Annotated in this window: 9 protein-coding genes; 1 reads left to right on the top strand and 8 read right to left on the bottom strand. The window is 71.1% G+C overall.

Translation table 11 applies throughout. The features are described from left to right. Positions 1-12: 12 nt before the first annotated feature. From MXD62_RS28410 to MXD62_RS28400, 3 genes are all read right to left on the bottom strand, one after another. Positions 13-954, bottom strand: a complete 942-nt coding sequence (locus MXD62_RS28410) for an SDR family NAD(P)-dependent oxidoreductase (RefSeq protein WP_248832458.1) — start codon at positions 952-954, stop codon at positions 13-15. A 393-nt stretch (positions 955-1,347) separates the two neighbouring features. Further along, complete coding sequence (locus tag MXD62_RS28405; RefSeq protein ID WP_248832457.1) at positions 1,348-3,768, bottom strand: WD40 repeat domain-containing serine/threonine protein kinase; 2,421 nt, start codon at positions 3,766-3,768, stop codon at positions 1,348-1,350. Between the two features lie 3 nt (positions 3,769-3,771). Continuing rightward, the gene (locus MXD62_RS28400; RefSeq protein WP_248832456.1) at positions 3,772-4,533 is read right to left on the bottom strand and encodes a hypothetical protein; all 762 of its coding nucleotides are present in this window, start codon (positions 4,531-4,533) and stop codon (positions 3,772-3,774) included. Between the two features lie 1,067 nt (positions 4,534-5,600). On the opposite strand from MXD62_RS28400, the gene MXD62_RS28395 reads away from it, so the two are divergent. Further along, positions 5,601-6,320 (top strand): hypothetical protein, encoded by a 720-nt coding sequence (locus tag MXD62_RS28395; RefSeq protein WP_248832455.1) that lies wholly within the window; start codon positions 5,601-5,603, stop codon positions 6,318-6,320. Positions 6,321-6,349: 29 nt separating this feature from the next. On the opposite strand, the gene MXD62_RS28390 is transcribed toward MXD62_RS28395, so the two are convergent. The 5 genes from MXD62_RS28390 to MXD62_RS28370 form a co-directional block, all read right to left on the bottom strand. Next, positions 6,350-12,325: a HEAT repeat domain-containing protein gene (locus tag MXD62_RS28390; protein WP_248832454.1), complete on the bottom strand. Its 5,976-nt coding sequence runs from the start codon at positions 12,323-12,325 to the stop codon at positions 6,350-6,352. Between the two features lie 145 nt (positions 12,326-12,470). Then, entirely contained in the window at positions 12,471-13,370 is a 900-nt protein-coding gene (locus MXD62_RS28385) for a hydroxymethylglutaryl-CoA lyase (protein ID WP_248832453.1), read from the bottom strand. A gap of 34 nt (positions 13,371-13,404) precedes the next feature. Then, positions 13,405-14,613, bottom strand: a complete 1,209-nt coding sequence (locus tag MXD62_RS28380) for a CaiB/BaiF CoA-transferase family protein (protein WP_248832452.1) — start codon at positions 14,611-14,613, stop codon at positions 13,405-13,407. A gap of 29 nt (positions 14,614-14,642) precedes the next feature. Further along, positions 14,643-16,637: an FAD-dependent oxidoreductase gene (locus MXD62_RS28375; protein ID WP_368862462.1), complete on the bottom strand. Its 1,995-nt coding sequence runs from the start codon at positions 16,635-16,637 to the stop codon at positions 14,643-14,645. Between the two features lie 95 nt (positions 16,638-16,732). Further along, positions 16,733-17,488 carry an IgiC gene (locus MXD62_RS28370; RefSeq protein WP_248832450.1) on the bottom strand — a complete coding sequence of 252 codons (756 nt, stop codon included), beginning with the start codon at positions 17,486-17,488 and terminating at the stop codon, positions 16,733-16,735. Positions 17,489-18,304 lie beyond the last annotated feature (816 nt).

The following is an 18,304-nucleotide window of genomic DNA, read 5'->3' as shown; positions in this document are numbered from 1 at the left end:
CCGCCCGGGTTCTCAGGTGAGCGTGTCGACGGTGACGTCCCAGAGCCGGGCCGCGGCCTCGGGGTCGAGGGCGTAGGCGGCCACACCGCCCCGGACACCCGGAGTGTTCGGGAGCGCCTCGTTGCAGTCCTCGAAGTACCGGCCGCCGAGCCCGTCCAGCAGCGGCGAGGTCGCGAGCAGCACCGAGGTCGCGGCGCCCTGCTCGACGGATTTCCAGACCAGAGCCGGGGCGTTGATCTGGCCACGGAGCCGGTCGAGATCCTCGGTGCTGATATGGCGCTGCAGCCTGGTGGCGATCGCCCCCGGCATCAGCGCGTTCACGGTGATGCCGTCGTCGGCCCAGCGCCTGGTCGCCTCGACCGCGAACAGCACGTTCGCGGTCTTGGACTGGCCGTACGCCGCCCACGGCTCGTAGGCGCGCTCACGGAAGTGGATGTCGGAGAAGACCACCGGCGAGCGCAGGTGCCCGCTCGAGCTGACCGACACCACCCGCGCGCCCCCGGCCGCCGCCAGCGCGCCACGCAGGCCGGAAGCCACCGCGAAATGACCGAGGTGGTTGGTCGCGAACTGCAGCTCCCAGCCCTCCGGCGTGCGCAGCTCGGGGGTGGCCATCACACCGGCGTTGTTCACCAGGATGTGCAGCGGGCCGTCCCAGCCGGCGACGAACGCGGCGACCGATGCCCGGTCGGCGAGATCCAGCGGCGCCACATGGATCTCCTTGTTACCCGTGGCGGCCACGATCTCGTCGCCGGTCCGCCGGCCCGCCTCGACATCGCGGACGGCAAGGGTGACCTCGGCGCCCGCCCCGGCCAGCGCCCGGGCCGTCTCGACCCCGATGCCGGACGACGCGCCGGTCACCACGACGCGGCGGCCACCGAGATCGATCCCGGCCGCGACCTCGGCCGCGGTGGACTCGGCGGTGAACGGTGTGGTGATCCGCCCGGACGTCGCCATGATCTCTCCATCCCCGGGTGATCCGGCCGTGCGGCCCGCACCCGATCCACTCCTGTGAAGCCCCGGCGGACGCTACAGCGTGGACAAGTCTCCCGCGGCGGAGACCAGCGCGGGAAGTGAACCTCCCACACGTCGAATGTTGGATCACCGGTCCAGATGGTGAGGTTCTCCTCCTATAAGTATTCGCACCAACCCGGCCGCCATTCACGGCAGCCGAGGAACCGTGGCGATCGAGTGACAGCCAGGGCTCTTTCAACGGCCACACTTCACCCGACGGCGGGAGCCGGTGCGCATAACTACTTGTGTCGCTTTTCGCAATAGCGGTAAATCAGGGCATGTCGGGAGGCGGTGGGGGGTGGGGGGTGGGGGTGCCACCCAATCCGAAGCAACCTGTCAGGGGCAGGGCGGGGCGTAGGGCAGGTGTGGGAAGTTGGCGTACCACTCCTTGGAGCCGATCTGGTTCGCCGGGTCGGCGCAGGCGTTGCGGGTGAGCACCGATGGGTCGACCGTCCACAGTCGGACGGAGCCGTCGCCGCCGGCCGACACGACGGTCCGCCCACCGGGGACGAACATCGCCGCGCTCACCGCCTTCGTGTGGCCGCGCAGGTCGGTGAGCAGGACGGGGTCCGCCGGGGCGGAGATGTCGGTGAGCCGGACGGTCTCGTCCTCGCTGGCCGAGACCAGGATGGCGCTGTCGGGGCTGAAGGCGACGCTGGTCACCCCGCCGACGCCGCCGGGGGTGGAGCCGAGGTCGACGACCGATCCCGGGCCGTCGGCCCGCCAGGTGTGCACGGCGCCGTCGATGCCGCCGGCGGCGAGGATCGAGCTGTCGGCGGAGAAGGCGACGGACTGCACCGTGCGGCCGGTGCCGCGCAGGGTGGAGCTGGTGGCGGGCCGCGCCGGATCGGCGACGTTCCACAGCCGGACGGAGCCGTCGTCACCGGCGAGGGCCAGCAGGCCGCCGCGCGGGGAGAACGCGAGCGACCGGATTCCGGCGACGGCGCCGTCGGTCGCCGACCGCCGCTGCGGATGGGCCGGGTCGGTCACCGCCCACAGGCCGACCTGGCCGTCGTCGCCGCCGGAGGCGAGGGTGCCGCCGTCCGGGGCGAAGGCGACGGAGCGCACCCGGTCGCGGTGGAACGCGATGGTGGCGAGCGCGCCGGCGTGGGCGGGGTCGGTCACGTCCCACAGCCGGACGGCTCCGTCGCCGACACCGGCCGCGAGCAGGTTCCCGCCCGGGTTGAAGGCCACCGAGTAGACCCAGTCACCGACCCCGGAAATGGTGCCGGCGTGGACGGGATGGGCGAGGTCGGTGAGATCCCAGAGCTCGATGGTCCCGGCTTCCGTCCCGGCGGCGAGCAGCCGGCCGTCGGGACGCAGGGCGGCGCTCAGGACGCGGCTGCCCAGCGGGGCCACCACCGGGTCGACGTCGGCCGCGAACAGACCGATCACCGCGTTGCGGGTGGACGCCGACTCCGGCGCGGCGTGGTAGGCCGCGAGCGCGAGCCGGCGGGCGAGTGGACGGTCCTGGAACTGCAGCCGCAGCGCCCTGGCCGCGACCTGCTCGGGCACGCCGGTCGGGCTGGGCGCGCCACGGTTGTCGACCACGACGAGCACGACCGTCGCGATGACCGCGGCGAGGATCGCCGCGAGCAGGGCCATCCCGCGCCACCCGCCTCGGCTCCGCCTGCTCCGGCTCCGGCCATCCGCGCTGGCTCGCCCCGCCGCTTTGGGCCGCCCAGCCGTTCCGACGCGACCGGCCGTGGACGGCGCCGGTGCCGGTGCCGGCGAGCCGTGCGGGGACAGAACGGTAACCGGGGTCGGCGGGACGGCCTGCGTCTCCACCGACGACGATGACGGCGGCGGCGGATTCCCGGCTGTTCCAGGCGTCCCAGGTGTTCCAGGCGTCCCGGGCGCGACCGGCTGGACGAGCGCGGTGACCTCGGCGAGCGGGGGCCCCAGGGGTACTTCGGCCTCGTCCACGCGCATGTCGAGCAGCCGGGCGTAGAGCTGCTCGGCGGTGGGCCGATCGGCCGGGGCCTTGCGCATCGCCTCCTCGACCAGCGGACGCAGGGAGTCCTCGAAGCCGTCGAGCGTGGGGGTGTCGTTGACCGTGCGGTAGAGCAGCGCGGCGGCCGGGCCGGTGCCGAACGGGTAGCGGCCGGTGGCCGCGTACACGAGCACCCCGCCCCAGGCGAAGACGTCCGCCGCGGAGGTGATCGTGTCGCCGCGGGCCTGCTCGGGGGCCATCAGCGCGGGGGTGCCGACGGGGTGCTCCCCGCTCAGGACGGACGCCGTGTCGAGCGCGCGGGCGATGCCGAAGTCGATGACCTTCGGGCCGAGCCGGGAGAGCACGATGTTGCTGGGCTTGAGGTCGCGGTGGACGATGCCGGCGCGGTGGATCGCCATCAGCGCGGTGGCCATGCTGGCGGCGAGCTGGTGCAGCTCGGCGGGATGCAGCGGCCCGCGCTCCCGCACCACCTCGGCCAGCGTCGGGCCGTCCACGAACTCGGTGACCAGGTAGGGCACGTCGGCGGTGACGTTCACGTCGAGCACCGCCGCGGTGCAGAACCGGGCGACCCGCCGGGCGCTGTCCGCCTCCCGTTTCAGCCGCTCGCGGAACTCGGCGACCCGCGCCAGGTCGGGCCGGACGAGCTTGACCGCCACCTGCCGCCCGGAACCGTTCAGCCCGAGGTAGACGGTGCCCATGCCGCCCGCGCCGAGCCGGCGCAGCAGCCGGTACGGCCCGACCCGCACCGGATCGGCGCCGTCGAACCCATCGGATCCACCGAGGCTGGACGAGCTCACTGTCACCCGCTACGACTGCCGCCGCCGGGGGCGGTGCAGCTGCCGCCGCCGGGGGCGACGGCCGCGCAGGGGGGCCGTCTGGCGGTGGACGGCGAGGGACCCGAACGCGAGCAGGAACGGCAGCGCCACCGACGGGACGGAGGCACTCGTGTCCGCGGAGACCAGCATCATGTCGACGCCGGAGGCGAGGTGGGCGCCGCAGTCCGCGGCGACCTGCCGGTGGCCGGGACGGAAGCTCGCGAAGCGCACCACGGTCTCGAAACGGCCGTCCTGGTCGGCGACGGTGCGCCCGACGAGCTCGCCGCCGGCGGTCAGGGTCGTCTCCGCGCCCGGGGTGCAGCCGGCGCCCTGCGCGTAGAGGAGGTCGCCGGCGGCCAGCACGTACCGGTCGAAGCGCAGCTCCCCGGGTTCGGGCTCGCGCGCGACGGGGACGCCGGGCGGTGGTGGCGGCGAACCCGGCCGGGCGATCGGGGTGCAGGCGCCGAGGACGCGCGCCGTGCCCGGCGGGCACTTCGCCGCCTCGGCCGGCTCGGCGCACCTGCTCCCGAGCGGGACAGTGACGCCGCCCGGGCAGAACGTGCGCCCGGGTGGGCAGGCGGCGGTGCTGGGCGCGGTGGAGCCGTCCCAGCAGGCGACGGGCGCGGGCCGGGTCGGCGCCGGCCGCGGGCACGGCTCCCCCACGGCCACGCTGACCGGGGTGTTCGGGCACTGGACGCGCCGGATCGGGCAGTCTCCGGCCGTCCGGGCCCACGAGCCGTCGTCACAGCGCACGACGGGGGCTCCGCCGCCATCACTGCCGCCGCTGCCCCCCGCGCCGCTGCCCGCTCCACCGCTGCCGCCCCCGCCGCCGGGCTGGCCGCCGTCACCAGAGTCGTCCGGCGGGCAGCCGGGCAGGGGCAGCGTGTCGAACGGCCGGCCGAGGCTCGGACAGACGACAGTGCCGCCGCAGTTCGCCTGCGGTACCGCAGGCGGACCCGACCCCCGGCCGGCCCCGCAGGACGGACTCGAGGTGGGGCCGGTGCTTTCGCCGGGGCTGGAGGTCTTTCCGGGGCCGGTGGTCCCGCCCGGGGTGGTCGGCGGGCAGCCACTCCCCCTCGGCACCGGCGTTGCGGGCACGCATGACGGCGAGGCGGTCGGCGGGCCCGGCGCGGTCGTCTCGCTGTCGTCTCCCGACCCGCCCCCACCAAGTGCGGTCGTGCCCGCAGGCGTGTCCGGCGCATCCGGGGCCGGCTCGGCGGTACCGGCCGGTGGCGCTGCCCCGGAGCCCGCTGGCGGCGGCGCCGGCACCGTGGACGGCTCAGGCGCCGGCGCGGGCATTGATGGCCGCGGCTCCGACGGCAGCGGATCGGACGATGGTGGTTTGGCGGAGGACAGCGCTGCCGGCGGAACGGTGTCGACAGCCGAGGCCGACACGGACGTACCGGCGGCCGGCGGCACCCCACCGGCTACGCCGCAGAACAGCGCCGCGAGCGCGAGAAGGAGAACGCGGAGAGCCCACGGTTTTCCGCGCATTCCAGCGGCACGTCGCCCGCCCACCATCCACCGTCCCCCGGGAATAATTTTCCAGTATCGCGAAAGCCGGCCGCGATCCCCAGGACACGCAGGCCAGTGATCGCCCACACACCCAGGAGTGGAGTTCGGCCGCGGCATGGCACCCGAAGTGCGCCATCCGAACGGCGCCCGCCACCAATACGATTACGGTGAAGGACCGCCGACATCCCGGCCAGCGTAACATCCGATTCGGCGTCCTACCGGCCAGGAGGGGAGATGTGATGTCCGGATCGCACGGGCCGACAACGACACTAAAATGCCGCCTCCTCGCCACCCTTGTCATCTGCATGACATGGCTCGGGGTATTCTTCGCACCCACGGCCTGGGCGGAGAACGACAATACGACACGGCTGTCCGTCACCATCGATGGCCAACCACTCGATGGTGACGTCGTCCTGGACTCGTCAGCCGCGACCCGTCTGGTCGTCGGCGTGGAGAACCTCGGCGGGTCGGCGCTCGAGGTCGATGCGGTGCGGCTGAGCGGAACGGTGTTCGGCATCACCTTCTTCGGCTACGACACCCGGGTGCGCACGACCGTCCCGGCACGCGGCGCGGCAACCTGGACCGTCGATCTCGACCTGCGAGGCCTCACTCGACGGGTCAGTGGCTCGCTACCGGTCCGGGTGGAGATCCGCGACACCGATCTCACCATGGTGGCCGCCGAGAACGGACGCGCGGACGTTCACGGGTCGCTGTTTTCGGCCTACGGCCTGTTCGGCCTAGGCCTGTTCGCGCTGGCCGGACTGCTACTCGCGATGGGCCTGTTGCCTGGGCGACGGCACGGGCGGCCGGCTGCACCATGGCGACGTGGATTGCGCCTCGTCCCGGCCGGCTGCGTCGCCGGGCTCTTCGCCGTTCTCGCGCTGTCGGCGATGGGCCTGACGGCTCCGTCGACACCCACCGATCTCGCCATCACCCTCAGCACGACCCTGATCGCTTTCGGGATCGGCTGTGCTCTACCGGAGCGCGCCCCGGTCACCCCTGCGGACAACAACGCCGGCCGGTAGGTCGTGGCAGGTTCACCCGGGCTCTGAGCTCACCAGGCCTCGTCAAGGTCACTCACCAGTGCACGCACCGCCGGCGAGGGGGGTCCGTCGTTCCGGCCGGCGACATCCCTGAGCCGGTCCTGGACATCGGGGTGGAACGGCCATCCGGTCACGAGCAGGACAGCGATCTCCCGCTGAAGCTCGGTGCTGCGTTCCTCCTCGAATCTGGACAGCAGCCACGGCACGATGGCTTCATCGTGCCAGGTCCGCACGACCGCGAACAATGCGGCACGGCGGACGGCCTGCCTCCGGTCATCGGCCGCGCATACCCGCAACCACCCGACTGGCCCAGCCTGCTCGGCACAGCGGATCGCCGCTCGGACCGCCGCTTCCCGAACCTCTTCCGCGGGATCGGCAACCACGCGGCGAAACAACCATTCTCCGCGCGACGGATCCGCGTAGGTCCCCGTCATGAAGGCGTCGAGCGCGTCCGCCCGCATATCCGGGTTCGGGTCGTCCTCAGCACATTTACGTAGATACCGCACCACTTCCGGCTTCGACGGCCAATTATCCACCAGCTCGGTGAGAATCTTCATTCGCACGTCGTCGTCGACCTCACTGCGCGCCCTACCGAGCACCCACTCCAACGTGTCGACCTCAACGTGATCGTTACTGCAGACGGCGGACAGCGCCTCGGTGCGCACATCGCCGTCGGCGTCGGTCTCAGCGACCTTCCGCAACCAGATCCGCACCGGCCTCCAGTCGTTCGCGTTGCGCGCGACCGCGGCCACCGCCGCCTTGCGGACTCGCCAATCGCTATCGGTCTCCGCCAGGTCCCGCAGTGTCGTCAGGGCGCCCGCGTCGCTGGTAGCGCGATCGCCGAGGCTGTCGATCGCCTGCATGCGCACTGCTCGATGCGGGTCCGTCCCCGCCAGCTCGCGCAGCAGGTCACCCGTCTCCGGCATGGTGTCAGCCACGTCGCCCAGCGCGCCCAGAGCCGCTCGCCGGACCTCTTGGTCTGAGTCGTGTCGGGCCCGCTCTCGCAACCACCGCAGGTGCTCAGGGTCGTCCCGGCCGTCGGCCAGGATGCCCACCGCCGCCTTCCGCACCTGCCAGTGCGGATCGTCGGCTGCCGCCAAGGCGATGCTTCGGCCGTACTGGGGGTGGTTCTCGGAGACCATCTCCATGATGCGCATCCGGACGGCCGGGTCGCCGTCCAGCGCCGCCTGTGCGCCGAGCCATCCGTACAGGTCCGGGTCGCCACCGATCCAGCGCGCTGCGGCACATCCGGTGTACGCGGCGGACCGGACCGCCGGGTCCGCGTGCGTGGCGGCGACCTCCTCGAGCCATGGCCGGAGTGCCGGATCCCGCCACCATCGATCCACGACCGCTTCGGCTGCCACACGCCGCACCTTGCCACTGACGTCGTTCAGCGCCGAATCCTGCAGACGCTCTCTGGCACCCGGCACGCGCTTCGCCGCCCGGGTCAGGAGCCCGACAGCCACCTCGCGAACCTCGGACGCGTCGTCCACGGTGAGCCGGTCGAGGAGCAGGTCGTACCCGGCCGGATCGTCCGGCCAGCCGAGCAGGATCTCGGTGAGCGCCCGGCCTCGAACGATATGGCTGCTGTCGGCGACGGCACGCCGAAGCAACCATGCCAGCACGGAGCTGTCGGCTCGGCCCCGGCGCGCGCACGCGGTGAGGGCGGCGGCTCGTTCCCAGGCCCCGGGATGCCGGACGGCGCAGGAACGCAACCAGGCGTCCGTGGCCGCCCGGTCGTGTTGGTGTGCCGCCACCGCGATTACAGCAGACTCCTGGACCACGAAGTGACCGTCGGCGCGCGCTCGATGCCGCAGCCACCGCAAGGTTTCGGCGTGATCGCCCCAGTGCCGGGCCACAAGGCGGACCACCGCCCTGCGCACGGTCCAGTCGGCGTCGGCCGCCCCGCGCCATCGCAGCCAGTCAAACAGCCCCTGATCCTCCGGCCAGCCGACCACCACCGCCTGAAGCGCAATGATCCGGATCTTCGCATCCGCGTCGTGGACGGCCCTCGACCGGATGAACTGACGCGTCGGGGGATCATCCCGCTGCCATCGGCCGATCGCCTCTATGGCCGCCCGGCGAACGCTGTCATCACTGTCAGCGGCGGCCGTGGCGCGTAGGATCGGCCCCGGCTCGGGATGATCTGCGCATCGCTTCGCCAGATATCTCACGATCGTCAACCGCGCGGAGATGTCCGACAGGCGAGGAAGCAGGTTTACCGCTGCGGACAACGACCGAGCGATCCCGCTACCGCTGTCGTCGTCGGTCGCCTCGTCTACTTCATCCGCTTCGTCCGTTTCATCGAAGAGCATTGTCACCACGGCCGATTCGAACCCGCTGAACGGTGACTGGGTGAGGATCTCCCTCAGCAGCGCCACGTCCTCCGCCGGCCGGTCGACGAAAGCAGAAATGATCACCTCGGTGGCAACATCCTGCAGCTCACCATGGTGGTCGGTGGCCAGTACAGGCAGAACCCCACGCCGGACGACGCGACCGATCCACGGATCATCGTCCAGTTCACCGAAAAGCGCGGTCATGGCCGCGAAGCGGACGTCGAGATGCCCGTCACGCATGGCACAGGCCCGGAGGATCGGAGCCGTCCGTGGGTCGTCGGGCCAGGTCTCGGCGAGCACAGCCAGGGCGGCGGCGCGGGCTTCGGCGCCCTCGTCTGAGGTGGCCAGCCGAGCGAGCACGCCGAACCCGTCCCGGACGGACAGCCAGCCTCCCTCCAGGCCGCGGATGGCGGCCTCGCGCACCTTGGGATCACGGTCACCCGCGGCGAGATCCAGTACGGCAGCCATCGCTTCCGCTTCGGCCGCCAACCGCCCGACCAGGATGTGGAGTGCCGCCGTCCGCACACCCGAGCTGCGGTCGGACCGCGCGGCGACGGCAACCACGGGGAGAAGGAGATCGTCAGCCCGGGGAAGCATGGACAGGACCTCCAGTGCCTCGCCCCGCACATCCGGATGAACGTCGCTGCCGACAAGCCGCTCCGCAAGGTCGGCAACCCGATCATGATCTTGCGATACCTCGGCGAAACCACGCAGCGCAGCCGTCCGCATGTCCGGATCAGGATCGCGTTCCGCTCGTTCGCGCAGGACGACGACGAGATCCTCGTCCGGCGGCCACCGGGTCAGCAGCGCGGCCAGCGCCGCCGCACGGATGTCCGTCGTTGCGGTCGTGTCGTCCATCGCCAGGCGAAGAGCGAGGTCTCGCAGGCCTGGCTCCTGCGGCCAGGTCTCCAGCAGTGCGGTGAGTGCCGTTTCCCGAACCTGATCGCTCCGAGAACTCTCGGCGAGCTCCCAGTGCAACACACGGGTCGCGGTCTCGTCGGGCCAGTGTTCCCGTAAGGTCTGCAGCCCGGCGGTAACAACGTCGTCGTCCGCGTCCTGGACCGCATACTCATGCAGAAGTGAATACAGATCCGGATGCCCCGGCCAGGCCCGCGCCGCTCCGCGGACCGCGTCCTCGCGGATTTCCCAGCTCGGGTCCAACGCGGCCGCCGTCATGACCTGGCGCCGCACAGCCTCGTCGTCGGCGAAGAGGCTGGCCAGAACCGAGGTCGTTCCCGGGCCGGTCCACGGCTCGCCGGGCCATCCCGCCTCGTGCCACCGCCGGAACTGAGCACGGCTCGGCCACCGGATGCCGGTCGAGGCGACGACGGGAAGGACTTCGTCCTGGGCGAAGGCCGCCAGCGCGGACCGGGAGGCCAGCGGCACTCCGTTGTAGTCCCCGACCCATTCGAGCATCGCGAGCAGCACGTTCAGCAGGAGAGCCCCATTACCCGCCGAGGCAGCAGAACTCCGGACGTCGGCGACACAGCGCGCGGCAAGCACCAGATTCTGTGGGAGGTGCGCGTCCGGCGTGGCACGGGTCACCGACTGGTCCCAGGCCGCCAGACTCCAGACCGGGTTCGCCTCACGGACCAGGTACTCCACCATCCGCGCCGTGAACCTGTCATCAACCATCGACGCGACCAGGAGGAGAACCTCCTGCCACGCCGAATCGGACCAGCGCCGCCCGACAATTCCCTGAACCAGGTCCTCCGGCGTCAGCTCGCGCTTGTTCTGAAACCGCTGGACGATGTCGTCCGCGCAGAAGTACTCGAGAAACGCCCGGTGGACGAAGCCATACACCTCCGCGCCGTACAGGGTGAGGATGAAGTTCCGCTCACGGAACTGCGCGAGCATCGTCGTGGCGACCCGCTTCGCCTCCGGTTCGTCGAGCTCGTACCGGTCGCGGAGGTACCGACTGAACTCCCTGATCAGATCGGCGCCGCGGATGTGGTTGCCACCGAGCCCGGACCGGCCCGACTGCATGCGACCGGCTACCCGTCGCAGCAGTTCCTTCTTGTCGTCGACGTCGAGGTAACCCGTGTCGACCCGCGAGTCGACCAGGTAGCGGTTCACATCCCAGCGGTCGACCAGAACAGCTGCGGCGTGCGCGTAGACGGCACGCCGTTCCCGGGGCAGCTCCTGGCGGCGGCCGATGATGGCCAAGACGGTCAGCAGGAGAGGATTTCCGGCCAGCTCGCGGATGGATGACGATTCGTCTATGGCCTGCCACAGGCGGTTACGTCTCCGGGTCGCCTCCGTCGGCTGGTCGGGCAGCGCGATCTCGTACCACCTCCGCACGAACGCACGGATCTCCTGGACCGAGAGCTCCTGCAGGGTGAAGTGCGCGAAATCCGCGTCCGCGAGAACCCGGCGGCCGTAACCGATCACACGCGACGTGACGACGACGCGGGCCCGCGGAAAACGCTCCGCGAAGGCCGCGATCTGCCGGCCGACCACGTCGCGCTCACGCGGATCGAAAATCTCGTCGAGCCCGTCGAAGACCACGACGACGCGGCCTTCCGACTCGAGCAGCCGCTCCAGCTGATCCGCCGGGATGCCCAGGTTCTCGGTGTGGTGCAGGTCGTCCAGGTAGTCGAGGAACGTCGGCAGGTCGCGCCGTCGGCTGGCGTAGGCCCGCAGCTCCACCAGAAACGGGAGCCAGCCCTCAAGCCTACGCAGGGGGTCCGGCAGCGGCCCGGCGAGCAGCGACAGCGCGAGGTAGCGGGTCAGCGTCGACTTTCCCGAACCGGGATCACCCAGGATGACCGTCCGCCGAGCGCCGGGATCGCCGAGCACCTCGAGGACCGGTCGCACCGGTTGCTCCCGGTAGACGGCGCGCTGCTTCGCGAGCCGTTCGGCATCGAAACCCTCCGGGAGTTCGGACCGTTCGATCTCGCCGTCGTCGAGCAGCCGGTGCCACAGCTCCTTGGGCAGCTCCGGTGGGGGTGCATCCGGCCGCACCGCGGGAGGAATGAAGATCGACCGGAGCATCACCGGCGGCTGTTCTTCGTGATCGGTCGGTGTGAGTACCTCGAGCTCGAGGCGACGATAACGTCGTACCAGGCCCTCCCGGTAACGGAGGAGGTTCTCGGCTACCGAATCGGAACGCACTCCGGCCACGCCGGGCACGCCGTCCGGATACCCGCCACCGAGCCGTGCCAACGAGTGCAGCGCATGCAGGATCTTCCCGTCCAGGTCCTCCGCCGACCCGAACTTGACGGTCACGATCCCCGCTTTGTTCAGTCGCTCCCGGAAGAAGCATACGCGCGACTGGTCACGATCCACCATGCTGGGCGGCAGCGGAGCCTCCTCGTCGAGGAGGAAGAGCAACCGAGGGATGCCGCTCTCGGTCGCCGAGTCGAACTCGAGCTCCGTGTACGAGATGTCCGTGTCGGGAACAAGGCTGCCGTACCGAAACCCGATGACTCCGACGTAGACATCGCACGTTCCCACCCTGCGCCGGCAGTATTCCTCAGGAGTCTCACTGCCCGCCGGGAAGAGCGACATGTCAACCGGAACGTAACCGGCACGGGCGACCGCGTCCATCGCCGCTCGGACGAACGATCGGGTCCGCGGGTACCCGGCCATGTCCGACGTGTGGCTTACAAACGCGTCCCCCATGGTAGAAAAACTAACCCAGGCCTCCATCTGCGGGAAGCAGTTGTCCCGGCAGATTTCCCGGCAAGGCATGCCCCGGTCCGGCTACCGCGACACGAACCCGGCTCGGTGATCGTCCCAGGACTCGGTCGTCAGCAGGTCCGAATCACTGTCAGCTGACATCCGACAACCGCGGCTACGGACGTGGTTCGGGAAACGTACCGGCGCGGCCGAGCAGCGCCGGCACGTCGGTCCCGAGCTGCGCGCCGATCCAGCGGCCGGTGTCCGCGAGCTGGCCGAGATCCACACCGGTCGGGACGCCCATCCGGTCGAGCAGGTAGACGAGGTCCTCGGTGGCGATGTTGCCGGTGGCCGCCGGGGCGAACGGGCAGCCCCCGATGCCCCCGGCACTGGCGTCGAGAGTCTCCACCCCGGAACTGACCGCGGCCACGGCGTTGGCGTAGCCGGTGTTGCGGGTGTTGTGGAAGTGGCACCGCAGGGCGACGCCGGGGGCGACGTCACGGACGGCCGCCACCAGCTCGGTGACCTGCGTGGGCACCCCGACACCGATGGTGTCGGCCAGGGCGATCTCCGCGGGGCCCGACTCGACGACCCGGCGGGCCAGGTCCCGGATCCGCTCCGGGCTGACCTCGCCTTCGAACGGGCAGCCGAACGCGGCGGAGAGCGTGACGGACGCCCGGACGCCGGCCTGGTGCGCCAGTTCCGCGATCTCCGACCAGGCGCGCAGGCTCGCCTCGACGGTCATCCCCTGGTTGCGTTCGCTGAACGTCTCGGTGGCGAGGACGACCATGTTGACCTCGTCGACGCCCGCCCGCAGGGCGCGTTCGAATCCCCGCCGGTTCAGGACCAGGCCGATGTAGGAGACCCCGCCGTCGCGGGGGACCTGCGCCATCACCTGTTCGGCGTCGGCCATCTGTGGCACCCGCTTCGGGTGCACGAACGCCGTCGCCTCGATCCGGCGCACGCCGCCGGCGACGGCGCGCCGGATCAGCTCCACCTTGGTCCCGGTCGGAAGCAGCGTCTTTTCGTTCTGCAGGCCGTCACGCGGGCCTACCTCGCAGATCGTGATGGCCACGCGGTACTCCGTTCCGGGGTTCGGCTGGTGCCGGTCAGATGATGCCGTCGGCGACGAGCTGTTCGCGGTCGGCGGGGCTGAGGCCGAGCAGGCCACCGTAGACGGTCTCGTTGTGCTCGCCGAGCTCCGGGCCGAGCGAGCGGATGCCGCCCGGCGTGGCGGACAGCCGCGGCGCGACGTTCTGCATCGGGAACTCGCCGAGGCGGTCGTGCAGCAGCCGGACGACGGCCTTGCGCGCTTTAAAGTGCGCGTCGGTGACCATGTCGGCCGCGGTGTAGATCCGGCCAGCCGGGACACCCGCCTCGTGCAGACGGTCGAGGAGCTGGTCCGAGGGCTGGGTCGCGGTCCACTCGCCGATGATCTTGTCGAGCTCCTCGAGATTCTCGCCGCGCCCGTGGTGCGTGTCGAAGTGCGGGTTCGTCGCCAGCTCGGGGCTGCCCATGACGTCGCAGAGGCGGGTGAAGATGGTGTCCCGGTTCGCCGCGATCAGGATCTCCGCACCGTCCGCGGTGGTGTAGACGTTGCTGGGCGCGACCCCCGGCAGGATGGAGCCGGTGCGCTCGCGCCGGAAGTCGGCCAGCTCCCATTCCGGCACCAGGGCCTCCATCAGCGCCAGCACGGCCTCGTAGATGGCGGAGTCGACGACCTGCCCGCGGCCGCTGCGCTCCCGGTTGAGCAGCGCCATGACCGTTCCGAGCGCCGCGAACGTGCCCGCCAGCGAGTCGCCGAGCGAGATGCCGGTGCGGCTCGGCGGGCGGTCCGGATTCCCGGTCGTGTAGCGGATGCCGCCCATCGCCTCCCCGATGGAACCGAAGCCCGCCCGGTTCGCGTACGGGCCGTCCTGCCCGTAGCCGGTGACCCGGACCAGGACGAGCCCCGGATTGATACTCGAAAGAGTGTCGTACCCGAGGTTCCAGCGTTCCAGGGTGCCGGGGCGGAAGTTCTCCACGAGCACGTCCGCGTGCGCCGCGAGCCGCCGTACCAGTTCCTGGCCGCGGGCGTCCCGCAGGTCACAGGTGATGGACTTCTTGTTGCGGGCGATGATCGGCCAGGTGAGCGACAGTCCGCCCGGTGCCTGGCTGCCCCAGTTGCGCATCGGGTCGCCCCCGGCGGGGTCCTCTATCTTGATGACTTCCGCGCCGAAGTCGCCCAGAAGCTGCCCGCAGAACGGGCCGGCGATCAATGAACCGAGCTCGAGAACACGGCATCCCGTCAACGGCCCGTGCACTTCTCCGTTGTCCACTGGTCTCCTCAGCTTTCCACTTGGCTCGGTCAGATTTTTCGGGCCGCGGTGTCGGCTTCCCAGATCGCGTTGAAGATGCGCCGCGGCGCCTGCGCGTCGCCGACCAGGTGGACGTCGAGACCGGTGCCGTCGAGCTCACGGGCGAGCAGGTCGTTGACGGCGTTGCCGAGAACGAGCACGACACCGTCGACGTCGGACAGCTGGGAGGTCTCACCGGTGAAGACGTCGACCAGGGTGACGGTGTCCTCGTCGATGGCGCGCACCTCGACGTTCGGCGTGAAGGTGACCCCGGAGCGCCGCAGCTGCCCGAACGCGAACGGAAGATCATGACCGTCGGCGAAGGCATGCCCGAGCTGGGGGTACTGCGAGATCACGTGCACCTCGTGGCGGCGCTGGGCCAGGTACTCGGCGGTGACGAACGCCTGGCGGTCGCCGGTGTCGTCGACGATCAGGATCCGGTTCGGCAGGTCGACGCCTCCGGTGAGGATCTCCACCGGGGTGTAGACGTTCCACTGGTCCGAACCGGGTAGCGCCGCGGCGTCCCGGGCCCACCGTTCGGGACGGCGAGCCGTCCAGCCGTGGCGCAGCGGCGTGGACCCGGTGGCGACCACGACCGCCTCGAACCGGCCGACCAGCTCGTCGGCCGTGGCCCGGTGCTTGAGCTGGACCGCGACGTCGGTCCGGGCCAGCTGGGTGATCAGCCAGTCGGTCACCCCGGTCCACTCCCGGTAGGACGGTGCCCGCGCGATCAGGTTGACCTGGCCGCCGAGGGTGTCGTCCTGCTCGAAGAGGGTGACCTCGTGGCCGAGCTCGGCGGCGGTCAGCGCGGCACGCAGCCCGGCCGGACCGCCACCGACGACCGCGACCCGCCGGCGACGCCGCTGCCGGGTCTCGTCGTGCCGGAACTCCCGCTCCCGGCCGACCTGCGGATTGTGGATGCACGCCAGCGGGCCGCGAGCGAAGGAGGCGACGCACCAGTTCGCGCCGACGCAGGGCCGGATGTCGTCCGGGCGCCCCTGCTCGGCCTTGACCGCCCACAGCGGATCGGCGATCAGCTGACGGGCCATGCCGACGAACTGCGCCCGGCCGCTCGCGAGGATGTCCTCGGCCATCTCCGGGGTGGTGATCCGCCCGACGGCCACGACCGGCAGCGAGACCGCGCGGGTGATGTTCGCGGTGTCGGCGACCTCGTAGCCGGCGGGCCGCGCCGCCGAGGTGCCGTAGATCTGCATCCGGTCCAGGTAGGTGCCCTGGGTGGTGGAGATGTAGTCCAGGGCGCCCCAGCTCTCGACCTCCGTCGCGATGCGCACCCAGTCGGCGTTGTCGAGGCCCTGCCCGGGGCCGTCGTTGCTGTTGACCCGGATCCCGAGCACCCGGTCGGCGGGAACGACCTGGCGCACCTCCTCGACGATGCGGCGGACTATGCGGATCCGCCCCTCGAACGAGCCGCCGTACTCGTCGGTGCGGTGGTTCGTGGCCGGGGACAGGAACTGGCCGAGCAGGTAGCCGTGCGCCAGCCCGTGGACCTCGACGCCGTCGACACCGCCCTCCATCGCGTGCCGCGCCGCCAGGACGTAGTGCGCGACCAGCTCGTCGATCTCCCGGTGGGTCACCTCATGCGGGATCTCCCGGTACACCGTGTCGGGCACCGGGCTCGGCGCCCAGGTGGGCAGCCGGCTGATGATGCCGTCGGTCTGCCGGCCGCGGTGCCACAGCTGGGCCATCAGCAGCGTGCCGTGCGGCTGGACGGCGGCCGCGACCTTGCGGTAGCTGTCCACCACCGCGTCCTCGTAGGCCAGGATCACCCCGCGCCGGGGCCGGGTGGTCGGGTGCACCGCCATGGCCTCCATGGTGATCACGGCCACCCCGCCACGGGCCCGCTCGGCGTAGTAGTCCGCGCTGGCGTCGGCGAAGGTGCCGTCGGTGGAGAACTCGGTGGCGTGCGCGGCGAGCCAGAGCCGGTTGCGGGCCGTGCGCGGCCCCAGCGCGATCGGGGAGAACAACGTCGGGTAGTCGTGGGGCATTCGTGCCTCCAGGGCCTCCATCGCGACAGCGGTCAACGGCGGTGATCAGCGACGGGCGGCAACCGGGCGTCGGCCGCGGGCAGCAGTGGCGGGCGTCAGTGGTGGGCCAGGAGCTGCCCGAAGCCCTCCGCCTGGTCGTCGACGCCGTTGCTGCGCAGCGCGTACCAGTAGGTCGCCGTGTTGACCGAGATCACCGGAAGCTCGAGCCACTGCTCGGCCTCCGCGGCGATCCGGCCCATGGACATGTTCGCGCCGAACTGGACGATCGCCCGCGGCCGGTCGGCGGCGAGCCGCTTCAGCTCGCGCCGCAGGGTCTCCCCCGAGGTGTGCGCGATCTGCACCGCCGTGGGACTGCGCAGGTGGACCGCGGTGTGCAGCTCGTAGCCGCGGCTCTCCACGAAGGAACGCAGATGCGGCTCCGAGGACGGCTGATAGGGGGTGATCAGGCTGATGGGCCCGTCCTCGACACCGACCGCCCGCAGCGCGCTGGGGATCGCGTCTCCGGCGTGGATGAGCTGAAGATCCTCGCCGAACTTGGCCCGCAGCCGGTCCCGGATCGCCTCGCCGGCCTTCGGGTCGCCGTAGACCGCCTCGATGGAGACCCCGAGCACCACGCACGCCGGGTCGCAGGTCAGGACGGACCCGACCGCGTCGTCGACATTGCGGTCGATGTCCCGTACGAGCCCGTCGAAGTCCTCGTCGTTGTTGACGACCCAGTCGGGGATGTGAATGCGCGCGATGTGGTTGGTCACTCCGCGCGGCCGCATGTCGTCATACTCGGGCTGCACCACGGTGTTCACCGAGGGCGTGACCACACCCAGTTTCAGTCTCCAGCCTAACGCGTCCGTCATCACAAGCTCCGTTCCGTCGAGTCCCGGCTCTGTCCGTTCCCGGCGAGCGGTGAGTGGCGAGCGGTGCGTGGCACGCGACCACCGGCGCGGCCCACGCCGGGTGGCCCGCGCCGGGCCGGAGACGCCGGACGGCGAGCTCACCGACCTCGTCATCGGAGCCCCGGACCGGCCTGCGCAGCCCGGACCGACCCGCGCCGGACGGTGTGGGTCACCCGGCCGCGCGCGTCACCGGCCGGCGGTGCCGGCAGCCGCGACCCCCTGTCGCGTCGGCTCGACACCCGGCCTTTATTGCATACACTTTGCCCGGAAGCACCGCAAGAGTCTTGCAACAAAACGGTCCTCCGACCTATATTGCATACACCCTTCCTCCCTGAGGCGGTGTTCGGATGGCCAACACAGGCCCTCGACGGACCGGACCACGGCGACCTACATCACCGCGACCCGCAGCACGGCGACCGGGATGGCGGCACCCTGGAACGCGGCGTCCCGGAACAGGACGCTCCGCCGCGCGCGGCCGGGCGGAGCTGGGCGGCGAGGCGACAACCGGGGCCGGGTCGACCAGCCGAGGTCACCGCGAACCGACTGACCGACCCGGGCGTGGTGCCCGTCCAGGCCACCTCGCCCGCAACGCGCACGAACACGAACACGAACACGAACACGAAGCAGGCTGACGGCATCCGTGATGACGGCGTCCGTGGCCTCCGTGGCGAATTCGCGATTATTGCCGAGAGGGGCGAATATGGCGGTAAAAGTCTACGAGCGCATCCTCCAGTTGTTCGAGGCCGAGGGGATCAAGACGATCTTCGGTATTCCGGA

The organism is Frankia sp. Mgl5 (assembly GCF_023242985.1).
Lineage (GTDB): Bacteria > Actinomycetota > Actinomycetes > Frankiales > Frankiaceae > Parafrankia > Parafrankia soli.
This window is presented reverse-complemented; position numbering and strand designations above follow the sequence as displayed.